Annotated in this window: 17 protein-coding genes and 1 riboswitch; of the genes, 15 read left to right on the plus strand and 2 right to left on the minus strand. The window is 38.8% G+C overall.

The features are described 5' to 3' along the window. Positions 1–2,087 precede the first annotated feature (2,087 nt). From H9631_RS13570 to H9631_RS13580, 3 genes are all read left to right on the plus strand, one after another. Complete coding sequence (locus tag H9631_RS13570) at positions 2,088–11,045, plus strand: isopeptide-forming domain-containing fimbrial protein (protein WP_191813646.1); 8,958 nt, start codon at positions 2,088–2,090, stop codon at positions 11,043–11,045. 333 nt (positions 11,046–11,378) lie between these two features. After that, positions 11,379–11,978: a YpjP family protein gene (locus tag H9631_RS13575; RefSeq protein ID WP_191813648.1), complete on the plus strand. Its 600-nt coding sequence runs from the start codon at positions 11,379–11,381 to the stop codon at positions 11,976–11,978. 407 nt (positions 11,979–12,385) lie between these two features. Next, positions 12,386–13,549, plus strand: coding sequence for a response regulator (locus H9631_RS13580; RefSeq protein ID WP_191813650.1), 1,164 nt, complete (start codon positions 12,386–12,388; stop codon positions 13,547–13,549). Positions 13,550–14,259: 710 nt separating this feature from the next. On the opposite strand, the gene H9631_RS13585 is transcribed toward H9631_RS13580, so the two are convergent. Both H9631_RS13585 and H9631_RS13590 read right to left on the minus strand, forming a co-directional pair. Next, positions 14,260–14,964: an aspartate/glutamate racemase family protein gene (locus H9631_RS13585; RefSeq protein ID WP_191813652.1), complete on the minus strand. Its 705-nt coding sequence runs from the start codon at positions 14,962–14,964 to the stop codon at positions 14,260–14,262. Positions 14,965–15,072: 108 nt separating this feature from the next. Continuing rightward, a complete protein-coding gene (locus tag H9631_RS13590) occupies positions 15,073–15,753 on the minus strand; it encodes a GntR family transcriptional regulator (protein ID WP_191813654.1) in 681 nt (226 codons plus the stop codon). 889 nt (positions 15,754–16,642) lie between these two features. Between H9631_RS13590 and H9631_RS13595 the strand changes: the two genes are divergently transcribed. The 12 genes from H9631_RS13595 (at position 16,643) to H9631_RS13650 (ending at position 25,044) form a co-directional block, all read left to right on the plus strand. Next, on the plus strand, positions 16,643–17,467 hold the full coding sequence (locus H9631_RS13595) for an endo alpha-1,4 polygalactosaminidase (protein WP_225221037.1): 825 nt from the start codon (positions 16,643–16,645) through the stop codon (positions 17,465–17,467). A gap of 182 nt (positions 17,468–17,649) precedes the next feature. Beyond that, the gene (locus H9631_RS13600; protein WP_191813656.1) at positions 17,650–18,231 is read left to right on the plus strand and encodes a DUF6241 domain-containing protein; all 582 of its coding nucleotides are present in this window, start codon (positions 17,650–17,652) and stop codon (positions 18,229–18,231) included. Between the two features lie 276 nt (positions 18,232–18,507). Beyond that, positions 18,508–19,119, plus strand: a complete 612-nt coding sequence (locus H9631_RS13605) for an AmiS/UreI family transporter (RefSeq protein WP_191813658.1) — start codon at positions 18,508–18,510, stop codon at positions 19,117–19,119. A 359-nt stretch (positions 19,120–19,478) separates the two neighbouring features. Continuing rightward, positions 19,479–19,730, plus strand: coding sequence for a hypothetical protein (locus H9631_RS13610; protein WP_191813660.1), 252 nt, complete (start codon positions 19,479–19,481; stop codon positions 19,728–19,730). A gap of 376 nt (positions 19,731–20,106) precedes the next feature. Continuing rightward, complete coding sequence (locus H9631_RS13615; protein ID WP_191813662.1) at positions 20,107–20,370, plus strand: metal-sensitive transcriptional regulator; 264 nt, start codon at positions 20,107–20,109, stop codon at positions 20,368–20,370. Positions 20,371–20,483: 113 nt separating this feature from the next. After that, positions 20,484–20,966 carry a DsrE/DsrF/DrsH-like family protein gene (locus tag H9631_RS13620; protein ID WP_191813664.1) on the plus strand — a complete coding sequence of 161 codons (483 nt, stop codon included), beginning with the start codon at positions 20,484–20,486 and terminating at the stop codon, positions 20,964–20,966. Positions 20,967–21,478: 512 nt separating this feature from the next. Then, positions 21,479–21,775, plus strand: coding sequence for a rhodanese-like domain-containing protein (locus tag H9631_RS13625; RefSeq protein ID WP_191813665.1), 297 nt, complete (start codon positions 21,479–21,481; stop codon positions 21,773–21,775). Positions 21,776–21,793: 18 nt separating this feature from the next. Beyond that, complete coding sequence (locus tag H9631_RS13630; protein ID WP_191813667.1) at positions 21,794–22,384, plus strand: sulfurtransferase TusA family protein; 591 nt, start codon at positions 21,794–21,796, stop codon at positions 22,382–22,384. Further along, positions 22,385–22,615 carry a glutaredoxin family protein gene (locus tag H9631_RS13635; RefSeq protein WP_191813669.1) on the plus strand — a complete coding sequence of 77 codons (231 nt, stop codon included), beginning with the start codon at positions 22,385–22,387 and terminating at the stop codon, positions 22,613–22,615. A 38-nt stretch (positions 22,616–22,653) separates the two neighbouring features. After that, complete coding sequence (locus tag H9631_RS13640; RefSeq protein WP_191813670.1) at positions 22,654–23,781, plus strand: MBL fold metallo-hydrolase; 1,128 nt, start codon at positions 22,654–22,656, stop codon at positions 23,779–23,781. Positions 23,782–23,801: 20 nt separating this feature from the next. Continuing rightward, on the plus strand, positions 23,802–24,029 hold the full coding sequence (locus H9631_RS13645) for a sulfurtransferase TusA family protein (protein WP_191813672.1): 228 nt from the start codon (positions 23,802–23,804) through the stop codon (positions 24,027–24,029). A 238-nt stretch (positions 24,030–24,267) separates the two neighbouring features. Further along, positions 24,268–25,044 (plus strand): sulfite exporter TauE/SafE family protein, encoded by a 777-nt coding sequence (locus tag H9631_RS13650; protein WP_191813674.1) that lies wholly within the window; start codon positions 24,268–24,270, stop codon positions 25,042–25,044. A 281-nt stretch (positions 25,045–25,325) separates the two neighbouring features. Beyond that, a riboswitch (TPP riboswitch) is annotated at positions 25,326–25,441 on the plus strand. Positions 25,442–25,483: the final 42 nt, after the last annotated feature.

Here is a 25,483-nt window from a genome sequence, read left to right on the forward strand (position 1 = left end):
GCAATTAGATCCGTGGCCTAGGCCACGGATCTAAGAAGAATATGGGTGGATAATACCACCACATTTGACAGAGAGCCTGTTTACTTGATCAAGCTTACACATTCTCCTAATACCAAAATGACGTAATGCCACATCTATATCAGCAGGTAGAACTTATTTTGACATATACTATAGAAGGGGGCTCACACAAGTTTGGAGTAGCCAGTGTATATACAGCATTTAACTTCATTCAGCAGAACTCTCCTCCTTCAGTAACTGGTAAGATAAATACATATAGTATTGCTTCAAACCCCGGCAGAATAAAGTTAAAGCCTCCCGCGGATGCCACAGATTTTCAGAGGAAATGTATCGAGCCTAAGCTCGATAAAATCTGTGCACATTTGATGACAAGAGGGGATAAGATCCCTGGACTAAACACCTATGCACTGTTCGTTTTCAGTCAAATTGAGACTTCCAAGCTTTGTTTCTTCTTGACCAACTTTTTACAAAGGGACAATTAACTTCCTGAAAGGATTAATATAAATAAGAACTGTGCCAACAGCCGAAGTTCATATCCTAATTCTGTGTTAAGAACCTATGATTCAAGTAGTTTAGAAATAGGACCAAAGCAACAACAGCTCTCATGCATAAACCTATTAGGACCACCTGATTATTCTAAGAAAAACTAACCCCCCATTTAATAAAGAAGTAAGTATGCGAACTACAAACATTGAACTTCTTCCTACAGATACATCCAGAAATAATCTTCTGTACAGATTAGAGATCATCTAAACTACACAATCCCAAATTAAAGATTTTGTATTGAAAAATCCCATATGATTGATGTCCTGCCACTTCACTTCTTAAAGTGAAATACTTTCCTATTCTCTTTTTAAGCACCCCGTGATTTTGATATTCATGAAGAAACAAAATAGCGTAATACTTGGCACTGAAAACGATCAAGTAGCGAAGTAGCTGGTACGGGTTTATACTCTCTTAAATATTATGTTCTATTCAAAGTCTGAAAAAGGATGTCTAAAGAGCTAATTGAAGCAGTCCAACAAGTATAAATTTCTCTTTGCTGTTACTTGTTTAAATGCAGAAGATGAGAGGCATTTTTTAACCTACTGACATGAGCTTTAAAAAAGGTCAGTACGATTTAGATGAAGAATATCAATTTTAAATCTGGTACTTAAGTTTCAGCCAAACGCAATTTTAAATATGCCGTAACCCGCTTTATATGACTCTTTTACATTGGCTAATATTTTGCTTCCAGTTGATACTTTCCGTGTGGGATACACGATTTTTCTGAAAGATACTGCTTTAATAATAAGGAATGTTAGCCGCTTCTTTTTCTTCATTTTCTCTCGGAATCTTTATCTATATTTCCCATAATATGCTGCATCACTTATGATTGAGAGCTTTCTCTTTCGGCAGGAGTGAGGAAAAACTTGTCTCCCTCAGGTCTGGCACTCTTGTGACTCTTTTAACTCTAAAGGATGAAACGAGAAAATTCCCGCATTTTTTTACAGATATTGATTTCTTAAACCACTAAAACTACACTACTGATTTCAATTTTTTATAAAAAGTTTTTCATTTAGCAAATTCCTCACTCATATTCAAGACATTATAAAAATATTGTTTCCTGACAAGAAACGTTCAATTTCTCCATTCTGATGCAATCATATCAAGTGTTAATTCAACTTTTGTTTTTTATATTTTCGGATTATCAGTATTTTTGTGAAAAACGTATAGTTTTTGTACAGATTGTCGAATTATAATTTAACCAAATATTAGTAGTTTTTCCATTCCTTCAATGGATTTTTTTATGAAGTTAAAATTCAATATATTGAAAATGAAATTCGTTATTAAGATAATCTATCCTATGCCTTTGAACCCTGAGAGACTCAATTTTTATTTTGATTTTTATTTCCTTATTTAAAATTAAATTGAAAATAAGGAAGGAATTTCATTCTATCATCGCTTCGATTTATAAAATAAAAAATAACATTGTGACAGAAATCAAAAGGAAACTTTTAAGGAGGTGATTATAATGGTGTAAATTTGAGATTATTCATTATATTTTAAATTAATATGGAGGTGGAAAATTGAGTCTCGCAATTTCCAAAAGATTAAAGGCAGGATTTAAAAAATCCATTATATTTTTTGCGATGATTTTGGTAACTTTAAACGGAATGCTTCCTTCGTTTGCTAATCCAGTACAAGCTGCGGAAATGGAAACAACAGAAGCAATAGAACAGCCAAATGTCTCGAAGGATATTGAGGGGGAAGAAGTAAAAGAAATATCAACGGGAGAAGACTATAACTATCATGTAAGTGTTGAACTTCCAGAAAATATATCAGGCTATGGATCTATAGAAATATTAGATAATCTTAATAAGCATTTAGCTGTTCAGGGTACAGCAGTTCTAATAGATGAGGAAGAAAACGATACATACACAGTAGTTGTAGATGGTCAAAAGGTTTCCCTGGAATTGGCGAAGGACGAGCTGGAGGAACTTGCAGGCAAAGAAGTAAAGCTGCAAATCACGACACAAGTGAAAGAAGATGCGGCAGCGACTGCAGATAAAATTGAAAACGTTGCACAAATCGTGATAAATGACGATCTTATCATGGAAACGAATCCAGCAGTTGTCACGCCGATCGATTTGGAGGAAAAGGATCAGATGGGGCCTGATGAGTTAAAAGAAGAAAAGGATCAGGCGGAGTCCGATGAGCTAAAAGAGGAAGAGAATCAAGCGGAGCCGAATGAACCGAAAGAGGAAAATGACAAAGACGTTGAGTCTGATGATCAAACTTCCACTAAAGAAATTTTGGCTGCTCCATTAAATCAAGTGCAGGCTGTAGAAGGCATTACCATTAATGATACTGATTCATATTCGATTACATCTATAGATGGAGCCATGTACATTATCCAATATGATGGGAATAATCCGTCGGCAGCTCCTAAGGGAAAAGTCAAACTTGATAACCCTGCTATAAATAATTCATTAGCCTTAGGCAAAAATGAAGATGTCTTTTACGCAAATGCAGGTGCAAATTTATATAAAATATATCCAAATGGTAAGACCGAGTTCGTAACCAATTTAGCAGGAGGCACGGTGGCTGGTGCGATATCACCAGATGGAAAAAACTACGTATATTTTGTAACAAAAAGTGGTGAATTGTACATTGAAACTGTCGATTTGGCTACAAAAGGAAAAAAATCCGTGCCTATACAAGACAAATCTGGATTTGCAAATTTAGGTGGGGGAGATTTGGTTTTTGATGCGGATGGGAACCTCTGGTTCTCAAGATGGCAAGATACTCCCGTAAAATCTGTTTTAGCGAAAGTGGATGTAGAAAAAGGTATATTAGAAAGTGTCATCCCGATTGTTGCGGATAATGGTAAAAATTTTACAAGATCTGGAGCGCTAAGTTTTTTACCAAACGGTAAACTCTTAACAGTAGGCATATATAGTACTGCAGGCACTCCTTATCTATTTGAACTAGATCCAGCGACGGGGATTGCGACGGAATTGACAGCATTCCAATTGGGGACGACGGATTTTGCTTCGCGTGTATATCCTTCGATTAAGCCAGACTTAAAGATTGAAAAAAGGAATGACCCTTCTGATACGGTTTTTCCGGGTGATACTGTCACCTACACGTTGAAGGTAACAAACACCGGAACGCTAGCATCGACTTTGACGAAAATGAATGATGATCTGCCAGAAGGTACTTCATATGTACCAGGCACAACTACATTGAATGGTGAAAAAGTTGCTGATGTTGCCGAGACAAGCCCTATTTTTACAGGGATGCCGGTTCATTCACCTGGTGAATCTCTTGTTGGTATATTATACGCCGGAGAAAAGAATGCGGCAGTTGTTACGTTTCAAGTGAAAGTTAATGATGGGGTGCAACCTGGAACAGAGATTAAAAACATAGCTACAGTCAGCGGAGACAGCATAGCAGTTATTTCTTCTAATGAAGTATCAAATAAGGTGGTAGGAACCCCGGTCCTGGAATCTGAAAAATCCGCTAAGTTGCATGAAAAAGTGGATGGAAACGTAGATACGGATCATCCTGAATCGGGAGATACGCTTGTTTACACGATTCAAACACGGAACACAATCGAAAATAGCTCTGTGAAAAATCTGGTCATCTCGGATACGATTCCGGAAGGATTGGAATATGTTCCGGGTACGCTGACAGTAGATGATAAAAAAGTCAGTGATGAGGAAGATGATGATCAAGGCGAGTTTGTCGATAATAAAGTAACCGGAAAGTTTGGGGATGTAACCGACACCGAATGGCATACCATTACCTTCCAAGTGAAGGTGAAGGAAGGACAAGCTGGTAAGACGATTAAAAATACTGCGACTGTCACTGGCGACAATCTGGACAAGCCAGATAAGCCGGAGACTAGTATTGTTGTGTATCCGCTTGATCCTCCAAGTGGTGTTTGTGGACCAACTGTCGCGCTGATTAATGGTAGTTTTGAGGGCGGGCCTGAGAGGGGCTCCTATCAAAATATCCCATACATGTTCTTGGAATCTGAAGTGCCGGGCTGGAATACTACGGACGATAGTCAAGGCGTGAAGATCATAGAAATATGGGACTATAAACAAGGATATCCAGCAGGAGCAGTAAATAATTTTCCCGCTCCACCAGATGGAAATCGATATGCAGAATTGAATGCTTATGATAATGGTTTGTTATACCAAGATGTTAAAACAACCCCAGGACAAACCATTTATTGGAGATTAGCTCATATGGGACGTCAAGGAGTAGATACGATGCAGCTTCGTATTGGACCTGTGACGAATGATCCATATGATACTCCGGTTATAGAGCAAATGTCAGATGGCAATACAAAATGGGGAACCTATACAGGAACTTACACTGTCCCAGAAGGACAAACCGTGACAAGGTTTGGATTTGAAGCTGTTTCTACTGCTGGTGGAAACTTAGGGGCCGGGAACTTCTTAGACGACATTTTCCTTGGTACAGAGGCTTGTATCACAGCGGAGAAATCGGTAAGCCCTGAAGGCGATGTATTTCCAGGGGATGAATTAACCTATGAAGTTACTGTCAAAAATGCAGGCGGAGACGTTGCTTCAAACACAGTCATCGAAGACGCCATTCCTGAAGGTACAGAATATGTCCCAGGATCAATGAAAATTTTGAGTGGTCCCAAAAAGGGTGACGTAACAGATGAGAAGGATAATGACGTAGGTCATTATACTGACGGAAAAGTAACCTTTAATATAGGGGATTTACCCAATACAAATGACTTGCCTGACGGTGTTACTGTTCAATTTAAAGTAAAAGCTTTGTCCGATCATGCAGGAAAAGATGTTATTAACAAAGCACAAGTCAAACATAAGAATTTGTTGACAGGTAAGGACGAAGAAACGGAAACAAATGAAACAAAAACACCGATTAAGTATAAAGATCCTGTCCTGAAATCAGAGAAATCGGCCGTGATCAAAGAAAAGGCAGAGGGCAATACTGACAGGGATAATCCAGAGGTTGGTGATACACTTCTCTACACAATCAAGACGCAGAACACCAATAAAGACAGTCTTGTGAAAAACTTAGTGATTTCGGACGAAATTCCTGAAGGCCTTGAGTATGTAGCAGGCAGCTTGAAAGTAGATGATGAATCTGTTACAGATGCCAAAGACGATGACAAAGGTCATGCGGTGGATGGCAAAATTTCAGGTCAATTCGGTGACATCAAAGGTACGGACTGGCATACATTGACATTCGAAGTTAAAGTCAAAGCGGGTCAGGCTGGTATGGATATCAAAAATATTGCTACTGTTAAAGGGGATAATATTGATAAACCAGATGAGCCGGAAGAAGAAGTAAAGATTTACCCACGTGAACCGAAGCTAGAGTCCGAAAAATCAGCCACAAACGCTGAAAAAGGCAAAGAGACATTCGAAGTGGGCGACACGATTGTTTACACAATCAAAACGCGCAACAAAGTATCCGATAGTTTAGTAAGCAACCTGACGATTGAAGATACACTTCCAGCAGGTTTAGAATTGATCGCAGATAGCTTGAAAGCCAGCCATGGCGGCACAGTGGAAGAAAACAATGGTGTTATCACGGCTAAGTTTGGCGAAGTGGCGGATACGGAGTGGCGTACGGTCACATTTGAAGCGAAAATCAAATCTGGTCAATCTGGTAAGGAAATCAAAAACACCGCTAAAGTAACGGTTGATGAAATTGAGGAACCAGAGGAACCAACAACAACAGTCAAGGTCGATCCGAAGGAACCAAAGCTGGAGTCGAAGAAGTCCTCGAAACTGGAGAAGAAGGCAGAAGGTAATACAGATGCCAAGAACCCAGAAGTCGGTGACACAATTCGTTACACGATCACAACGAAAAATATGATCGCAGATAGCTTGGTCAAAAACTTAGTCATTACGGATACGATTCCATCCGGTCTGAGCTATGTAGCAGGCAGCCTTGAGGTAGATGGTGAATCAGTTACAGATGCGAAAGACGAAGATGCGGGTCATGTGGTAGACGGCAAGGTCGCCGGTACCATTGGTGACGTGACGGATACGAAAGAACATACGATCAATTTCTTAGTTACTGTAGACAAAGGCCAAGCTGGTGCTGATATTAAAAATATTGCCACCGTTAAAGGTGAGAATATTGATAAGCCAGATGAGCCAGAAGAAGAAGTAAAGATTTACCCGCGTGAACCGAAACTAGAAGCCGAAAAATCAGCCACAAACGCTGAAAAAGGCAAAGAGACATTCGAAGTGGGCGACACGATTATCTACACAATTAAAACGCGCAACAAAGTATCTGATAGTTTAGTAAGCAACCTGACGATTGTGGATACACTTCCAGTAGGTTTAGAATTAATCGCAGATAGCTTAAAAGCAAACCATGGCGGCACAGTGGAAGAAAAAGATGGAGTTATCACAGCCAGCTTTGGTGACGTGAAGGATACGGAATGGCGTACGGTCACCTTCGAAGCAAAAATTAAATCAGGTCAATCTGGTAAGGAAATCAAAAACACCGCTAAAGTAACGGTTGATGAAATTAAAGAACCAGAGGAACCAACAACAACAGTCAAGGTCGATCCGAAGGAACCAAAACTAGAGTCGAAGAAGTCCTCGAAACTGGAGAAGAAGGCAGAAGGTAATACAGATGCTAAAAATCCAGAAGTCGGCGACACAATTCGTTACACGATTACAACGAACAATACAATCGAAGACAGCTTGGTCAAAGATTTAGTGATTTCGGATACCATCCCATCCGGTCTGAGCTATGTAGCAGGCAGCCTTGAAGTAGATGGTAAAAAAGTTACAGATGCGAAAGACGATGATGCTGGTCATGTAGTAGACGGTAAGGTCACAGGAAGCTTTGGTGACGTGACGGATACGAAAGAGCATACAGTTACTTTCCTGGTAACGGTAGACAAAGGCCAATCCGGCAAAGATATTAAAAACATCGCTATTGTTGGTGGAGAAAATACCGGAGATCCAGATGAGCCGGAAGAAGAAGTAAAAATTTATCCAAGAGAACCAAAGCTAGACTCGAAGAAGTCCTCGAAACTGGAGAAGAAGGCAGAAGGTAATACAGATGCCAAAAACCCAGAAGTCGGCGATACGATTCGTTACACAATTACAACGAAAAATACCATCGAAGATAGTTTGGTCAAAAACTTAGTGATTTCGGATACGATTCCATCCGGTCTGAGCTATGTAGCAGGCAGCCTCGAAGTTGATGGTAAAAAAGTTACAGATGCGAAAGACGATGATGCTGGTCATGTAGTAGACGGCAAGGTCACAGGCAGCTTTGGTGACGTGACGGATACGAAAGAGCATACAGTTACTTTCCTGGTAACGGTAGACAAAGGCCAATCCGGCAAAGATATTAAAAACATTGCCGTCGTCGGTGGAGAAAATACCGGAGATCCAGACGAGCCAGAAGAAGAAGTAAAGATTTACCCGCGCGAACCGAAACTAGAAGCCGAAAAATCAGCCACAAACGCTGAAAAAGGCAAAGAGACATTCGAAGTGGGCGACACGATTATCTACACAATCAAAACGCGCAACAAAGTATCTGATAGTTTAGTAAGCAACCTGATGATTGAGGATACACTTCCAGCAGGTTTAGAATTAATCGCAGATAGCTTAAAAGCAAGCCATGGCGGCACTGTGGAAGAAAAAGACGGAGTTATCACAGCCAGCTTTGGTGACGTGAAGGATACGGAGTGGCGTATCGTCACCTTCAAAGCAAAAATTAAATCAGGTCAATCTGGTAAGGATATTAAAAACACCGCTAAAGTAACGGTTGATGAAATTGAAGAACCAGAGGAACCAACAACAACAGTCAAGGTCGATCCGAAGGCTCCAAAGCTAGACTCGAAGAAGTCCTCGAAACTGGAGAAGAAGGCAGAAGGTAATACAGATGCTAAAAATCCAGAAGTCGGCGACACAATTCGTTATACGATCACAACGAAAAATACAATCGAAGACAGCTTGGTCGAAAATTTAGTCATTACGGATACGATTCCATCCGGTCTGAGCTATGTAGCAGGCAGCCTCGAAGTTGATGGTAAACAAGTTACAGATGCGAAAGACGAAGATGCCGGTCATGTGGTAGACGGTAAGGTCACAGGCAACTTTGGTGACGTGACAGATACAAAAGCCCATACGGTAAGCTTCTTGGTAACGGTAGACAAAGGTCAATCCGGCAAAGATATTAAAAACATTGCTGTCGTCGGTGGAGAAAATATCGGAGATCCAGATGAGCCGGAAGAAGAAGTAAAAATCTATCCAAGAGAACCGAAGCTAGAGTCCGAAAAATCAGCTACAAACGCTGAAAAAGGCAAAGAGAAATTCGAAGTGGACGACACGATTGTTTACACAATCAAAACGCGCAACAAAGTATCTGATAGTTTAGTTCAAAACTTAACGATCACTGATAAACTTCCAGCGGGTCTCGAATATGTAGCAGACAGCCTGAAAGTAAGTCATGAGGGTACCGGGGATTTCAAAGATGGCACCGTCACGGCGACCTTCGGTGATGTGAAAGATACGGAATGGCGTACCATCACTTTCCAAGCAAAAATCAAATCTGGTCAGTCAGGTAAAGAACTTAAAAACATTGCCGTTGTTGATGGTGATAATATAGACAAGCCAGATGAGCCAGAAGAGGAAGTGACAGTCGATCCGAAGGATCCTACTCTCCAATCGGAGAAATCTGCGAAGCTGGAAGCAAAAGCTGACGGTAACAAAGATAAGGACAACCCAGAAGTTGGGGATACACTTCTTTACACGATTAAGACTAAAAACAAGAGCGCAGACAGCCTTGTGAAAAACTTAGTGATTTCGGATGAAATTCCAGAAGGACTTGAGTATGTAGCAGGCAGTTTGAAAGTAGATGGTCAATCTGTTACTGATGCGAAAGACGATGACAAAGGCTATGCGGTAGACGAGAAGATCGTAGGTCAATTTGGCGACATCAAGGATACAAACTGGCATACAGTAGAATTTCTTGTAAAAGTTAAGACTGGTCAATCTGGCAAAGACATTAAAAATATTGCCACTGTAGATGGTGACAATATTGACAAGCCGGATAAGCCAGAAGAAGAAGTACAAATTCATCCACGCCACTCTGTTTTAGAATCTGAGAAATCAGCTTCGAACATAGAGAAAGGCAAAGAGAAATTCGAAGTAGGCGATACGATTGTTTACACAATCAAAACACGCAACAAAGTATCCGATAGTTTAGTTCAAAACTTAACGATCACTGACAAACTTCCAGCTGGTCTTGAGTATGTTACAGACAGCTTAAAAGTAAGTCATGAAGGTGCCGGTGAGTTTAAAGACGGTGCCATCACGGCGACTTTCGGTGATGTGAAGGATACAGAGTGGCGTACAGTTACTTTCCAAGCAAAAATCAAGTCAGGTCAATCTGGTAATACCATTGAAAACATTGCCATCGTAGATGGAGATAATATAGACAAGCCAGATGAGCCAGAAGAGGAAGTGACAGTCGATCCGAAGAACCCTACCCTCCAATCAGAGAAATCTGCGAAGCTGGAAGCAAAAGCGGAAGGCAACAAAGATACGGAGCATTCGGAAGTCGGCGATACCCTTCGCTATACGATTAAGACCCAAAATACGATCGAAGATAGCTTTGTGAAAAACTTGGTGATTTCCGATGAAATTCCGGAAGGACTTGAGTATGTAGCAGACAGCCTGAAAGTCGATGGTGAATCTGTCACCGATGCGAAAGACGATGACAAAGGCTATGCGGTAGACGGCAAGATCGTGGGTCAATTCGGCAACATCAAGGATACAAACTGGCATACTGTAGAATTCCTTGTAAAAGTCAAGTCCGGCCAAGCAGGCAAAGACATTAAAAACATTGCCGTAGTTGACGGAGACAATATTGACAAGCCGGACAAACCAGAAGAAGTAGTACAAGTATATCCGCGCCACTCCGTTCTAGAATCAGAGAAATTAGCAATGAACTTGGAGAAAGGCAAAGATACATTCAAAGTTGGTGACACGGTTGTATACACCATCAAGGCTCGTAACACTGTATCTGATAGTTTAGTTGAGAACTTAAAAATCACCGATAAGCTTCCTGCAGAATTAGAGTATGTAGATGGAAGCTTGGAAGTAAGTCATGAAGGTACGGGCGAGTTCAAAGATGGTACAATTACAGCGAACTTCGGTGACGTGAAGGATACGGAATGGCGTACAGTTACATTTACAGCAACTATCCAATCCGATCAATCTGGAGAGACAATTAAAAATATCGCTACTGTAAGCAGTGATAATGTTCCAGATTCAAATTATCCAGAAGCGAAAATCGATGTTGATCCAAAAGATCCAGCACCGAAACCGGATCCAGGAGTAGATAACTCCGGCGGTAAAACCCCTCCTTCTAAAACCGAAAAAGAAGAGGGTAAAAAATTACCGAATACTGCTACTAATATATTTAACTATGGATTATTAGGTGTTATCATAGTAATAGCAGGACTATTAGGATTAAGAAGACGAAAATCGAGTTGACTTTAATTGAAAGAGAAAACTACCTCCAGTATGAGTCGTACTGGAGGGAAGTCTTCTCTTTTTTTAGAAGTGAGGAGAGTATAACCAATAATGGAAAGTTCTCGCTGTCCAACTCTAAGCGTCATAACCATACGGATTGGTCAATCGCTTTTGAAGACAAACTAAGCTTTCTTCAGCGTCTTGTCATTTCTTTAGAAAAGCTAGATTAGACACTTCCTAATAAAAAGGGGAAAGGCATTTTCATAAAGTCCCCTCCTTATTTCTTGCTATCGGAATTAGTGATTCATAATTCCAGACAAAAATAGATGAAGTTTGAAGTAGGGAGGATTGGTCATGAAACTTTGGTTGAGAAAGATATCCGTTTTTCTGGTCGCCATTATCACTTTAGGGCTGTATATCCCGTCAGTTGATTCAAATATAACGATCAATGAAGATAAGGAAGTCTATTCTCCGAAAAAAAACCTCAGAGAAACAGGAAATGATAAACTTCCTGACTCAGATACAAAAGCCAAGGAAGATTCAGTTTTTCCTGATAATGCTATTGATATATTCACCAGTAAAGCGAAGGATCAGGCGATAGTAAAAATGGGCCCAAGAATTTTACAGCACGTGGAAGATGATTTCACGAGCATGATTTTACCAGCAATGGAAGAAGTCCTTACATCAATGCTTGTTGAAGCAGGACAAGATCAAGTAGCGTATTATACGATTACCGAGCAGCCTGCCGGCGGGTATGGAGAAAGAATATTTCATTTATATGATTCACAAAAGCGAAAGGATGTTGCTAGGTTTCATGTTAGACGTGAAAAGCGCCCCCTAGAGGGATACTGGTTTAATTTTCACTACCATTTAAGCAATGACCATTTTGAAGAACATCACGAGATTGGGGAAATTTATTGGTCCAAAGACGACCCTCCGAAATGGATGACTTAATGACTTATATGTAAAGAATGGCGATTGGAGAATGAGAAATATCCTTATTAATAGTGAACGGCTCTCGTTTAAAAATGGAAATCTGTTAAATAAGGAGAAACCAATAAAAGAACAACATCTCAAATATGCATATGCGGGTTTTTTACATGTTTATTTATAACTCATTTGCCAGAAGTCTCCCACTTGGAGATGGATGCAGTTGGTCATTCCATTCAGTGGGGATTCAAATCGAGACTGAATAAAGTTAAAGCCTTCGGCGGATGCCACAGATTTTCAGAGGGAATTTATCGCTAAGTTGATAAAATCTGGGTGCAAATATGCCTTGGTGTATTTGATATAGCATGCATTGCCTTCATTTGGACCATACCTTAGCTAATTAATCGTGTGTTGTAAAAAGGGGGATTTAATTGCGGGCAATAATAATTGATCAAGATGTATTAATGCTTGAGATACTAGAAAACATGATACAAGAAATCGGAGGAGTGCAAGTTATTGGGAAATTCACTACTCCTCATCGAGGGTTGATAGAGATCACTAAGATACAACCAGATATCCTCTTTCTTGATATCGAAATGTCCGATATTAGCAGTCTGGACATTGCCAAAGAAACAAAAGAAACATTTCCAGATATGGATATTGTTTTTCTTTCCACTTATAAGCAATATACTGTTCAGGCATCTAAGCTTCAAGCAACTGATTATCTAGTAAAACCTTATCATGAGGAAGCGCTCAGTGAAACCATAATTCGTCTACGGTCAAGAAGAGGAAGTATGAAAACAACGTTGGCTCGTCAGATGGTATGCTGTTTTAAAAAATTACAATTTAAATACTATGGAAGGAATTCAGAGGTGCTGGATGTTAAATGGAGAACGCCTAGCTCAAGAGCATTATTCGCATTTCTTATTCATCACCACGGTCAATTTATAGAGAAAGATGTGTTGTTAGAAGAGTTTTGGCCAGGGGAAGAAATAAAAGAAGGATATTCTAAGCTTTATTCCACGATTTATCAAATTAGAAAAACATTAAAATCCATCGGCTTCAATATTACAATCATTAGTTCTAAAGGTAGCTACAGGCTGGAACTAAATGATGTTCTACTGGATATTAAAGAGTGGGAACAAGGAATAGAAGAATTTCCCTTTGTAAATGAAGATACCATATCAAAACATAAAGAAATATGCCGTTTGTATAAAGGGGACTACCTGGAGGAAGAAAATTATTTATGGGCGGAGAGTAAAAAGAGCCGCATGAGGATTCAATGGTCACATTATTTAAAAAAGGTTGCAAAATATTACCTTTCAACAGAGAACTATTCTGAGGCCATTATTCTATACTTACAAATCCAAGAAATACTGCCCTTCAAGGAAGAAAGTTATTTTGTATTAATGCAGCTATATGATTCATTTGGAGATCGGTATTCAGTTGAAGAGCAGTATAGATTATTACGAAATATGTTATATAAGGAGTATTGTGTCGAGCCGAATGAAATGGTTCAAAAATGGTATCGGGATTGGAAAAGCAGGCGGGTGAGGGAAGAATATAAAGTCGAAGAACTCGTTTATTCAAAATAGCTGTATCAGTATGAGTAAGTCTTCAAAGAAGAATGAGTTTTTACATAATGTTCGAATTGAAATTGAAAAGTTGATGATTCCAAATCTGTTTTTTTACAAGGATAGATTAGTGACTACATTGATGAACGGGAATTTAAGCTTAAAAGCTCTTTATTTATGTAGGGACTAGTGCACTATTATCATAGGAATAAATAGTGATTTTTGGAGCAAAAGGTTAAAATTCTTAACTTAAGTGGAAAGCGATTACCGTTAAAGTGGATGATGTTATGGATATAGAGCGAAGGTGCTAGGATGAAAGCATATTGGTATTCTATTCAGTAGGGGTTCAAACGCTGGCTGAATAAAGTTAAGGCCACCACATTTCAGAGGGAATTTATCGAACGGAGCTCGATACAATGTGGGCGCAAATATGCCTTGACTTATTTGATATGCTTCAATTCTTACTCAAATCACCCTCCTTTTGAAAGAAAAAACGTGGATTTTTATTTAAACAGCTGAACGTTTATTTAATATGGAAAATTTACGACCTACTCACCGGATAACTTTTTATCTTTTTGGCTAGATAATTAAAAAAAGAGTCAACTTTAGTAAAAGTAGATCTATAAAGTGGTAATTCAAATGAAGTACTTGCACTATCAGGTGGACATCACTTTTGTAGAAGAATGCTCCCAAATAGCCGAAAAAGGCCTTTTGGGAGCATTCTCTTTATGTCATGAACCACTGCGAGAATCATTGTTTTGGATATGGTTTAGTACGGCCTCGACATGCAAAGTCATTGTATCTAAGACATAAACAGGACAAAATTCCTGCTGGATTAATAAGGGCAATTCCGTACAGCCAAGTATGACTCCATCGATAGTATAGTTATTTATAATCTCCAGCATTCTATTTCTTGATTCATCCGTAATTATATTTAATACTAGCTCATCAAAAATAATGGAGTTAATCTCATCTTGTTCCTGAGCACTCGGAACAAGAAGTTGAATACCGTTCTTTTCAAATAACTCAGCATAGAACGCCGCTTTCATTGTATATTTTATCCCAGTTAATAATACTTTTTTCATGTTATGTTTGACTGCATTTTTTACAGTTTCTTCTGCAATGCTAATCATTGGTACTCCTGCTTTAGATGATACAATATCGAAAACAGAATGTGGTGAATTTGCTGCCATGATCACTACATCTACACCGGATTTTTCCAGGGAATTAACACTTGCGGATATATATTCTATGTATTCTTTTTTTCGATTTTCATTCTCTAAGTCTGTAAAATATTGAAAATCTAGACTATGAATTTTTATTTCCGGATAATAATAATCTTTATTTTTCTTATAATAGAGATCAATAATCTTCTCATAATACTTAATTGTTGAAGCTGGACTTATCCCACCGATAATACCAATCGTCTTTTTCATTATAAACAGCTCCCTTTTAACTTAAAAATTAAATCATTGAACGAGTTATTTATATATCGAGCTATATAAGTACTTTATTGCTCTCTTTAAAATTATTCCTCTCAGCAGTTAATCTTCGTTTGTAATTAAATGATTTTGAATTCTTTCCAATCCTTTTTTCCAATTTTGTTCAATATAGTTAAGCGTTAAATTTAAATCCTTTTGTTTCAATGCATCGATAATTTGTTCGTGTTCCATAAACGATGTATGAGCATCCTTTATTTTGTCGTAATAATAAAATTCAATCCTTTTTAGCTTATGTTTTAGATTTGTTAGTATTTTTGCTAACTCTGCATTAAGTGAAAGAGAAATAGGAATTGCATGAAACTCGGTATCTTTTTGCAAAGCAGTAAGATATTTTCCTTCTTTGATAGAGAGATGCATTTCTTGATTTATATTCTTCATTTTTTCAAGGTGCTGATCAGTGATTTTGGTGAATATTTCCTCTATAACTAGTTTTTCAAGAGCATAAATAATCGAATAATAATCTTTAATTTCTTGATACTTGATTGGGGTCACAAATGTAGAACTGTTAGCTTTTGTTTGCACAAAACCTTCATTTTCAAGTCGAAGTAGTGCTTCTCTAATTGGTGTTCTGCTAACACCAAGTTGTTCAGAAATCTCTTTATCCCGAATTTGTTGATCAGCTATTAATTTTCCAGTAACAATCCAATCTAATAATATATCGTACACTTCATCACGCATAAATTTGCGTTTAATTTTTTGCTCTGTACCTTTTGATGTATTCATTATTTTTCACCACCAAAATATATTAAATGTAATATATCAGATACCGATAATAAGTTCAATTTATTTTTGCTTCAGTCCCAGGAAGTACTTGTCACTTGAAAGAAATTAATCTAATGTTTTCTTACATCATCTATGTGTACAAAACAAGAAATGGGGAAACAAACTGATGAAAGTGAGTGGAAATGATTTTGTTAATTCAAAGTCATAACATAGAAGAAATGCTAAATATTATTCGTTCGGAAAAGAAAAAAGTAAGTTCCGCAATCAAAGATACTGCTGATAGGCAGGAAAAGAATAGAATTCACATATACAGGGGCGGTAAAAACGAAGGAGTCGACTCACGGGCTTGTAGCAATCGAATATATTAGGAATGACCTTATGATGATAGAAACAAAGTTTGTGGCCTAAAAGGGCAGAAAAGTCTTTAATCGGCTTTACGATTAAGAGAAGATTAGTATGATTAAATTGTGAAAGAAACAAATCAATTATCAAGGAATATCATTGCTATTTTTTATGGGTCGAAGGTGTTGACTCACCTATGGTCTTCTTTTATTTATTAATCAAATCCCCCGCCTTTTGAAAGAAAAAGCAAACATTCTAATCACCAAAGGCGTTTTTATGCTATTATATGTAAATGCAGAACAAATGGGCTTTTAAGTTATTTTTCTCTTCATGTTGACTAGGCTAAAGAGTTCTCCATCAAAGATTCTACTAAAAATGATTCTGCAACTGTTGTGATTTGTAAGTGTATTAATCTGGATTTATTAAGAAAGAAACTTTAAAATGAATGTCCTAATGGTTCAGTTTTTTCTTATTTTTTCTCGATGAAAATGACATGAAACGGATATCACAGCTCATTCAGGAAAAGACCACTGGGAGAAAAGAGAAAATGATGAAAAAAATAATTTTATTTTCATGTGTCCTTCCCCTGTTAATATTGGGGTCATGTGCTGAGCGAACAACGATAAACGATATCGAACGATTTAAATATTACTTGGATAAAGGGAATAATAAAATCGGTGATCAAATGAAAAAAATGGATTTGGTCATTGTTGAGCCGATTGAAATGCAAGAAGAATATATCTCAGCCGCGCAGCAACAGGGAACATTAGTATATGGATATATTAATGCAATGGAAGGGGACAAATGGAACAAAGAACTTTATCATCAATTCAAAGAAGATGATTTTTATAAAGACAAACATGGGAAGAAAATGTACTTTGAACAGTGGGACTCTTACATGATGGATATGACTTCAGTTCATTATCAGGAAGTTTTGCTAGAAGAGATAGAGAAGCAGGTTGTTCAAAAAGGTTTGGATGGTGTGTTTCTTGATACAGTGGGAAATATTAATTCCTTTTTGCCGTCTGATGAACAGCAGCCACAAAATGAAGCTATGCGAGAATTTATGAAAAAAATAAAGGCGGAGTACGACGGTTTGTCCATAGGACAAAATTGGGGATTTGATACACTCATTGATTATACAGCCCCTTATGTTGACTTTATTATGTGGGAAGATTTTTCTTACAGGGAAGTTGCGCATGATGAATGGGCATTAGAGAAAATGGAACGATTACAAAAGCTAAGAAAACAAAATGGTATCGAAGTATTGTCGATAGGTTTTAAAGATGAGGCTAAAAGTAAGAAATTGGCTCAAAAGTATGGTTTCAAGTATTTACATAATAAGAACGGTTCTTATTACAACGAATGGTGATTACATGGTAAAAGGGATTTACTTTCGAGAAAAAGCTGATTCAGAAAATGAATATGTTGCTTATTATTCGGAAATCTATAAGACCCAAAGACCTCCACCAGCAAATAAAAATTTCCGTATGATACATTGAAGAAGTGGAGCCTGGGGATATCAACGGTTGAGAGTTTTTGGAGGAAGCATCAATGAAAAAGAATATCGCGCTTAGCATTGCCGGATTGGTAACTGTTCCTGTAGGCGTTTATTTTGCTTTCACATTCAGTGATGACGAAATGAGTACCGATAAGAGGAATGAGGATGCATCCAGCCTGGAAATAGCAGCGCCGATCAAATATATAGCTACTAATAAAGAAAGAGTGACAGCAGAAAGAGACATTGGAGAGATTTCTGATGAATTGACCTTGATCATGAGAATGATCGAGATGTCCCTCCAAAAGGTGGATATTGGAGGGGAGAATGATATTCCGCTAGAGATTGCTGAAGATTCGATTCAACGGATCCAAATGACGAAAGGTAATATATTTTATCTACAGCAGCAGGTGGATTCTATTGAGATTTCAAGGAATACGAAGAGCAGTACCTATTCATACGAAAGCATATTGGACAGGTGGCTTGACGGAAACTTTGATAACATCGCAGATGAGACTGAATTTCTTTTAAGCCTTGTTTCTAAGCCGTATGGAATGTATGAAGGTGAGGAAGTCACTCAAAAAAGCAGAATTGAAGAGCAGGAATATATTCAGCATTATTTTGGAGAAAGCAATTGAGATAGAAAAATGTACCGAGAAGTCGGAATATCGCGCTTCGGTGGGTACATTTTTTTATTTTTACTCTTATTACAAGCGGGGGTAACTTGATAAATGAACTTTAATGAATGAACCTTATAATTTTCATTACAAGGATCACTACGTCATTGACAACTATCCATAATTAATATAATATTCGAAATAATTGACTGCTGATCAAGAGGAGGCGATGATTACCATCATAGCTGTTTCAAGGACGACAGGGAGTGAGTTTTCTCAAACAAGGAGGAGAACCATTTGTCTAACGTAGGACTGCTTTATGTCGGAGGGGTTTTGTTTATCAATTCCTTAATGCTGCTTGGGAGGATTGACGGAAAGAGCGCTTCAGTATTTAATATTTTCATTGGGATACTACAAGTTTTCACCCCTATTTACTTAATCATAAAAGCAGACGGAAATATGTCGGAAATAATGGGCGCGGCAAGCATTTTTTTATTTGGTTTCACCTATTTGTATGTCGGGTTGACAAACTGGTTTGGTCTTGAAACATCCGGACTTGGATGGTATTGTCTATGGGTTGCAATTTTGGCACTGGGCTTTTCTTACATTAGTTTCAGCAATGCAGATATAAAGTTTGGTATTATATGGTTGTTTTGGTCATATTTATGGTTTTTATTCTATTTAGTCTTGGCAAAGAACATGGACATAGGACGTTATGTTGGAAAAGTAACTTTTGTAATGGCTTGGATTACTTGTACGATTCCGGCCTTTTTAGGCTTGGCGGAGTTATGGGATCAGTTAAGCAACACAATTGTATTGATTGTGGCAGGCCTGGCTGTCATTTATTTTCTTGCCTCCTATTTTTCCGAAAGACAAGCATCCTCTATTCCAAAAAATGTGACTTCATAAGCCCGTCTAAAAAGCCACTAAAACGAATCAGTTGGGGGAAAAATGAGTTTTTGTTTTTCTCTGACTGATTTTCATTTTGGACAGCTTCCTTTGTCAATAATGGCCATTTTAATGAGCACTCTTATGCAGGAGGATCAGGAGAAATCTATCGCCACTTATCGTTCCCATTTTGCATACTAGCTGCTTATGAGGGTTATCTTTCGCGGCTAATGTGCTTCTTTTTAATGAAAGAACAAAGAACAGGCATTTATCTTCTCAGACATCCTTTTTCTATTTTACAGTGAATGAGATTTGACAATATACCCCTATACGTATAGAATGGTGGTCATATGAAATCTTGTAGGAGGACGATATCCTAGATGATCATCCTGATTTTTAGTATGATAATTATAGGCTTGATGTTTTATAACAGATATATTCCTGTTCTGGGTATCAAAAGTGCAAATCAGGAAGATATAAATCATAACGATTGTCGATATAAGAGATTTAACGAATCCTATAAAAATCCTGTCCCCGGTGCATTAACGATCCCGATTCCCATTGCATATTTAAAAAGAAATGGTCAGGACATTCCGAGTACAGATCTTTTCTTGAGAGTAAAGAAAGTATAACTTGTTATGGGAAGTTTTATTCAAAGGAAGGTTTTTCTTTGTCCAGCTAGGACGGACAGGACGTGCTAGTGCAAGCAAAGCGACAGGATGTCGCGTTCCTGAGCCTGCTAGCACCTAGCCCCTCGAGGTCACAAGCACTTCCCTTTGGTGGCTGAAGAACTACCTCCTCGAGAATCGTCTTGTTTGCCCGCGCTGACCAAGGCGTTTGCGCATTTCTTGGTTACTTAGAGTAAGTTGGAAAGGAATATGGGGATTCGCTATTTGAAGAAAAGAGGCTATCATATTCGTGGTTATTCAATCATGGATAAGTACCAGGGTTTTTGTTAAGCGAAAAAAATCTATAAGCCTTGGAAATAACAATAGAGGAGGCAGCTCAATGAATTATGATGATCAAATGAAAAACAGAGTTAAACGCATTGAAGGGCAACTTAGGGGAATATTAAGAATGATGGAAGAAAATAAGGATTGCAAAGATGTGATCATTCAATTGTCGGCTGCACGGACTGCTATTGATCGGACCATTGGTGTGGTTGTGAGCTCCAATCTAGTAGAGTGTGTTCAAAAAGCGACTGAATCAGGAGAAGCAAGTACGGAAGAGCTTGTCAAAGAAGCGGTAAACTTATTGGTGAAGAGCCGCTGAAAAAAAGAGGGTTGACATTCTCTTTTATTTTCAATATCATAATACCCATAGGGGTAAAGGTAATATATTTTTTAAGTTTAAATATACCCTGGTAGGTATACGGGGAGGAGACAATGATGGAAGAAAAGAAGAGAACAACAATCGTGCTGTTCAGCGGCGATTACGATAAAGCGATGGCAGCATACATCATCGCCAATGGTGCCGCAGCCTATGACCATGAAGTGACCATTTTTCACACGTTTTGGGGATTGAACGCGCTGCGAAAGGAGGAAAATATCCCAGTTAAAAAAGGATTCATGGAAAAGATGTTTGGCAAAATGATGCCAAGAGGCGCAGACCGAATGGGGCTTTCCAAAATGAATTTTGCCGGGGTGGGGCCGAAAATGATTAAAGATATCATGAAAAAGCATAATGCTATCCCACTGCCTCAATTGATTGAAATGGCTAAGGAACAGGAGGTCAAATTAGTAGCCTGTACCATGACGATGGACTTGCTTGGATTACATCAGGAGGAGCTCTTGGATGGAATTGACTATGCAGGTGTTGCGGCCTATCTTGCAGATGCAGAAATTGGGCATGTGAATCTGTTTATTTAGGCAGAAATGTTCAAGGCTATGAGAGCACTCGCTTTTACACTGTTTGTTGTGTTCAGCATTTGGCGAATGCCACCATCCAGAGGAATGAGAAAGTGACTGGATAAAAAAAGCAATTTGTTGGTGTAAGGATACCAGTCAAGTACTCCTCATATGTTGGAAAGCCAAGCGGATCAAAGGATTTTAAAGGAAAAAGAAATCTTTTTAATTTGCCAAAGTGGAATGAGGAGCTTACAAGTGTGCCAGATTCTGAAGAAAAAAGATATGTGAAATTGACAAAGGTCCGTGGCGGGATGAATAGCTGGATTTAACTTCATTCAGCAGAAGTTTCCCACTTCTGTAAGTGGTGAGATGAATGTATATAGGATTCCATTCAGTGGGGGTTCAAATCTTGGCTGAATAAACTTAAAGTCTCTGACGGATGCCACAGGTTTTCAGAGGAAATGTATCGAGCGGAGCTCGATAAAATCTGAGTGCAAGTACTCTTAGGAGCATTTGATAAGGAGGTAGTAAAAATGAAGGAAATAAGTGCAAAAGAAGTTGAACAGAAACTAGCCAAAGGGGAGAAAGTAAATATCATTGATGTCCGCGAGGCTGACGAAGTAACAGCGGGGAAAATACCTGGAGCTTTTCACATTCCATTGGGATTGATTGAATTTAAATTGAATGAACTCGACAAATTCAAAGAGTATATTATGGTCTGCCGTTCAGGTGGAAGAAGCGGCCGGGCAACGCAATTTTTAGAGGAACAAGGCTACAAAGCAGTGAATATGGCTGGCGGTATGCTTGATTGGGAAGGAAAAATAGAATAATTAACTGGAGGCTGAAGGATGAGTAAGATGAATGCTGATGTCATTTTAGATGCAAAAGGGTTGGCGTGTCCCATGCCGATTGTCAAGACAAAGAAGGAAATGAATGAACTGGCCCCAGGTAAAGTCCTTGAAGTTCAAGCGACGGATAAAGGCTCTAAGGCCGATATCAGAGCTTGGGCGGAAAGCACTGGTCATCAGTACTTGGGCACTTTGGAGGAGGGGGGAATATTGAAGCATTTCCTCAGAAAATCCGCCAATGAGGAAACAGAAGTAAAAGAGTATCCTAATATTGTTCAAAACGATGAGCTGAAAAAGAAAATCGAATCAGGTGAGAGCATCATTGTACTGGATGTAAGAGAAGCTGCTGAATATGCCTTCAATCATATTCCAGAGGCAATCTCTATTCCATTGGGAGAACTCGATGCTAGGATAAACGAATTGCAGAAAGAAAAGGGAATTTTCGTCGTGTGCCGCACAGGGAACCGGAGCGATATGGCAGCACAAAAGCTAAAAGAAAAAGGTTTTGATAAAGTATTCAATGTTATTCCGGGTATGAGTGAATGGGTCGGACCATTAGAAGGTATTAATGATAAAGGAGGTCAACAATAGATGCCAGTTACTGTGTATACTACAACGAGATGCCCTTACTGCGTCATGTTGAAGAACTTTTTGAAGGAAAAAGAGGTAGCTTTTCATGAGGTAAATGTAGAAAGCTCCCCTGAAAAAATGCAGCAATTAATCAGAACAACTGGACAAATGGGTGTACCGCAAACTGAAATCAACGGCCAGTGGATTATCGGTTTCGATCCAAACAGCATTATGGAGGCATTACAAAAGTAAATTTTTTTAACTAAAAATATACCTATGGGGGTAAAGTGATGGCAGTATCAGTTTGGACATCAAAAGAAGTTGCGAGAAAAATCGTGAACAATGAAGAGTTGTTTATCCTGGATGTTCGAAATGAAAGTGATTTTCAGGACTGGAAAATCGAAGGGAGACATGTGGAGCATTTAAATATTCCATATTTCGAACTGCTTGATGGTGTGGAAGATATTTTAGGAAAAATTCCTATCGACAAAGAGGTTCTCGTTGTTTGTGCAAAGGAAGGATCGTCAGTAATGGTGGCTGAAATGCTGGCTGAGCACGAATTGAATACAGCATATTTGAAAGGCGGAATGAAGGGCTGGAGTGAACATTTGGAACCCGTAAAAATTGGAGATTTGACAGATGGTGGAGAAGTGTATCAGTTTGTCCGAATGGGAAAAGGCTGTTTATCTTACATGATTATTTCGGGGAAAGAAGCTGCAGTGATTGATGCAACTCGTATGACCGATGCTTTTATAGAGTTTGCCAAAGGCAAGAATGCAAATATTACCCATGTGCTAGATACTCACCTTCATGCCGATCATATTTCGGGAGGCAGAAAGATCGCTGCGCAGACAAATGCAACTTACTGGCTTCCTCCAAAGGATGCAGCGGAGGTCACTTATGTTTATGAACCGCTCGAAGATGGAGATGTGATTACAATTGGCAATACTGCGATTGATATTCATGCACTTTACTCACCGGGGCACACAATTGGATCTACATCGTTTACTGTCGATGAAAAATATTTACTGACAGGAGATATCTTGTTTGTTGATTCGATTGGAAGGCCAGATCTTGCTGGATTAGCACAAGACTGGGTAGGAGATTTGCGGGAGACATTATATTCCCGTTATAAAGAACTATCCGAAGAACTTCTTGTTCTGCCGGCCCATTTCATGATTATAGATGAATTAAAGGAAGACGGGAGCGTTTCTGAAAAGTTGGGAACTCTTTTTGAAAACAATCATGGCTTGAATATTGATAGTGATGAAGAGTTTAAAAGATTAGTAACTGAAAATCTTCCTCCTCAGCCAAATGCTTATCAAGAAATACGAGAAACAAATATGGGAAAGATCAATCCAGATTTGGAAAAGCAACGTGAAATGGAAATTGGTCCGAACCGCTGCGCGGTACGATAATATACGAGGAGGAATATCAAATGAAAGCTGCAAAATTTCTAGATGCAAAAGGTTTGGCATGTCCAATGCCGATCGTAAGAGTGAAAAAGGTGATCAATGAAATGGAGTCCGGACAAATATTAGAAGTACATGCAACTGATAAAGGGTCTAAAAATGACTTGACAGCATGGACTAAATCAGGCGGACATGAACTGATGAAAATAGAAGAAGAGAATGGTGTTTTCAAATTTTGGATAAAAAAAGCCTGATTATAAAGGGGGACCGAAGAGTCCCCTTTTTCAAAGAGTAGGAAAGTATAAAATGAATAATTTGTTCGAATTAGGATTTTATATGTCTAACTGCGTCGTACAGAAGTGCCAGTGCAAGCAAAATGACAGACGTCGTGTACTGAGCCAGCCCCCGTACAGCAGGAAGCCACTGATAGCCCCATGGGATTGCACTTTTATTATATCCGACGATTACACATTTGTTTAAGGAGGTAAAGCGATGGATTTTACATTTATCATCGTAATTTTTTTAATTGGATTCGTCGGCTCTTATATTTCGGGCATGCTTGGGATTGGCGGCTCCATTATTAAATACCCGATGCTTTTATATATCCCGCCGCTATTCGGTTTAGCAGCATTCAGCGCACATGAAGTTTCCGGAATTAGTGCTATCCAAGTATTTTTTGCGACGATAGGTGGAGTATGGGCATACAGAAAAGGCGGCTATCTGAATAAAACATTGATTGGATATATGGGAATCAGCATTCTAATTGGAAGTTTTATAGGGGGATTTGGGTCCAAGCTTATGTCAGAGGAAGGTATTAATCTAATTTATGGGATTTTGGCATTAACAGCTGCGGTGATGATGTTTGTTCCGAAAAAGAGGATTGATCATATTCCATTTGAGCAGGTGACATTCAATAAATGGTTAGCTGCATTGCTTGCTTTCGTTGTTGGTTTGGGTGCCGGGATAGTCGGAGCTGCCGGTGCATTTTTGTTAGTACCTATTATGCTTGTCGTATTAAAAATTCCAACCCGCATGACAATCGCCTCATCTTTGGCCATTACCTTCATTTCATCCATTGGAACAACGGTAGGGAAGATTACTACAGGGCAAGTGGACTATGCTCCAGCATTGATTATGATTATTGCCAGCCTGATTGCTTCTCCCCTTGGTGCAATGACAGGTAAAAAAATGAACACAAAAATTTTACAAGTCATATTAGCTGTATTGATTTTTGCAACGGCTGTTAAAATTTGGATAGATATCATTTAACTTCATTCAGCAGAAGTTTCCCACTTCTATAAGTGGTGAGATGAATGCATATTGAAATTTCATGCAGTGGGGGCAAACCCCGGCTGAAGAAAGTTAAAGACTCCGGCGGATGCCTCAGATTTTCAGAGGAAGTTTATAGAGCGAAGCTCAATAAAATCTGGGCGCAAATACGCTAAGGCGCATTTGATTAGGAAGGCTAATGTTTCTGTGAATAAAGGCTTATTTTTGGAATTTCCCTTGAAATTTCATAGAGAGTCTAATATAGTGAAGACAAATCGAATAGCAATAACTAGGGGTGCCCAAAGAGCTGGGCTGAGAGAGGAAACGCGATGAAGTTTCTTGACCCTTTGGACCTGATCTGGTTAATGCCAGCGTAGGGAAGTTAATGAGTAGTACATCTTAATTGAAGTCTATACATTTTAGGCCGGGTCCAGCCATT

This window comes from Bacillus norwichensis (genome assembly GCF_014836955.1).
Classification (GTDB): Bacteria; Bacillota; Bacilli; order Bacillales; family Bacillaceae_C; genus Siminovitchia; species Siminovitchia norwichensis.

Bases quoted from the DNA above. Each gene is read 5' to 3' on its own strand.
- H9631_RS13575 (WP_191813648.1), top strand. From the start codon at position 11,379: ATGAAACTTTGGTTGAGAAAGATATCCGTTTTTCTGGTCGCCATTATC.
- H9631_RS13585 (WP_191813652.1), bottom strand. From the start codon at position 14,964: ATGAAAAAGACGATTGGTATTATCGGTGGGATAAGTCCAGCTTCAACA.
- H9631_RS13590 (WP_191813654.1), bottom strand. From the start codon at position 15,753: ATGAATACATCAAAAGGTACAGAGCAAAAAATTAAACGCAAATTTATG.
- H9631_RS13595 (WP_225221037.1), top strand. From the start codon at position 16,643: ATGATGAAAAAAATAATTTTATTTTCATGTGTCCTTCCCCTGTTAATA.
- H9631_RS13600 (WP_191813656.1), top strand. From the start codon at position 17,650: ATGAAAAAGAATATCGCGCTTAGCATTGCCGGATTGGTAACTGTTCCT.
- H9631_RS13610 (WP_191813660.1), top strand. From the start codon at position 19,479: ATGATCATCCTGATTTTTAGTATGATAATTATAGGCTTGATGTTTTAT.
- H9631_RS13615 (WP_191813662.1), top strand. From the start codon at position 20,107: ATGAATTATGATGATCAAATGAAAAACAGAGTTAAACGCATTGAAGGG.
- H9631_RS13620 (WP_191813664.1), top strand. From the start codon at position 20,484: ATGATGGAAGAAAAGAAGAGAACAACAATCGTGCTGTTCAGCGGCGAT.
- H9631_RS13625 (WP_191813665.1), top strand. From the start codon at position 21,479: ATGAAGGAAATAAGTGCAAAAGAAGTTGAACAGAAACTAGCCAAAGGG.
- H9631_RS13630 (WP_191813667.1), top strand. From the start codon at position 21,794: ATGAGTAAGATGAATGCTGATGTCATTTTAGATGCAAAAGGGTTGGCG.
- H9631_RS13635 (WP_191813669.1), top strand. From the start codon at position 22,385: ATGCCAGTTACTGTGTATACTACAACGAGATGCCCTTACTGCGTCATG.
- H9631_RS13640 (WP_191813670.1), top strand. From the start codon at position 22,654: ATGGCAGTATCAGTTTGGACATCAAAAGAAGTTGCGAGAAAAATCGTG.
- H9631_RS13645 (WP_191813672.1), top strand. From the start codon at position 23,802: ATGAAAGCTGCAAAATTTCTAGATGCAAAAGGTTTGGCATGTCCAATG.
- H9631_RS13650 (WP_191813674.1), top strand. From the start codon at position 24,268: ATGGATTTTACATTTATCATCGTAATTTTTTTAATTGGATTCGTCGGC.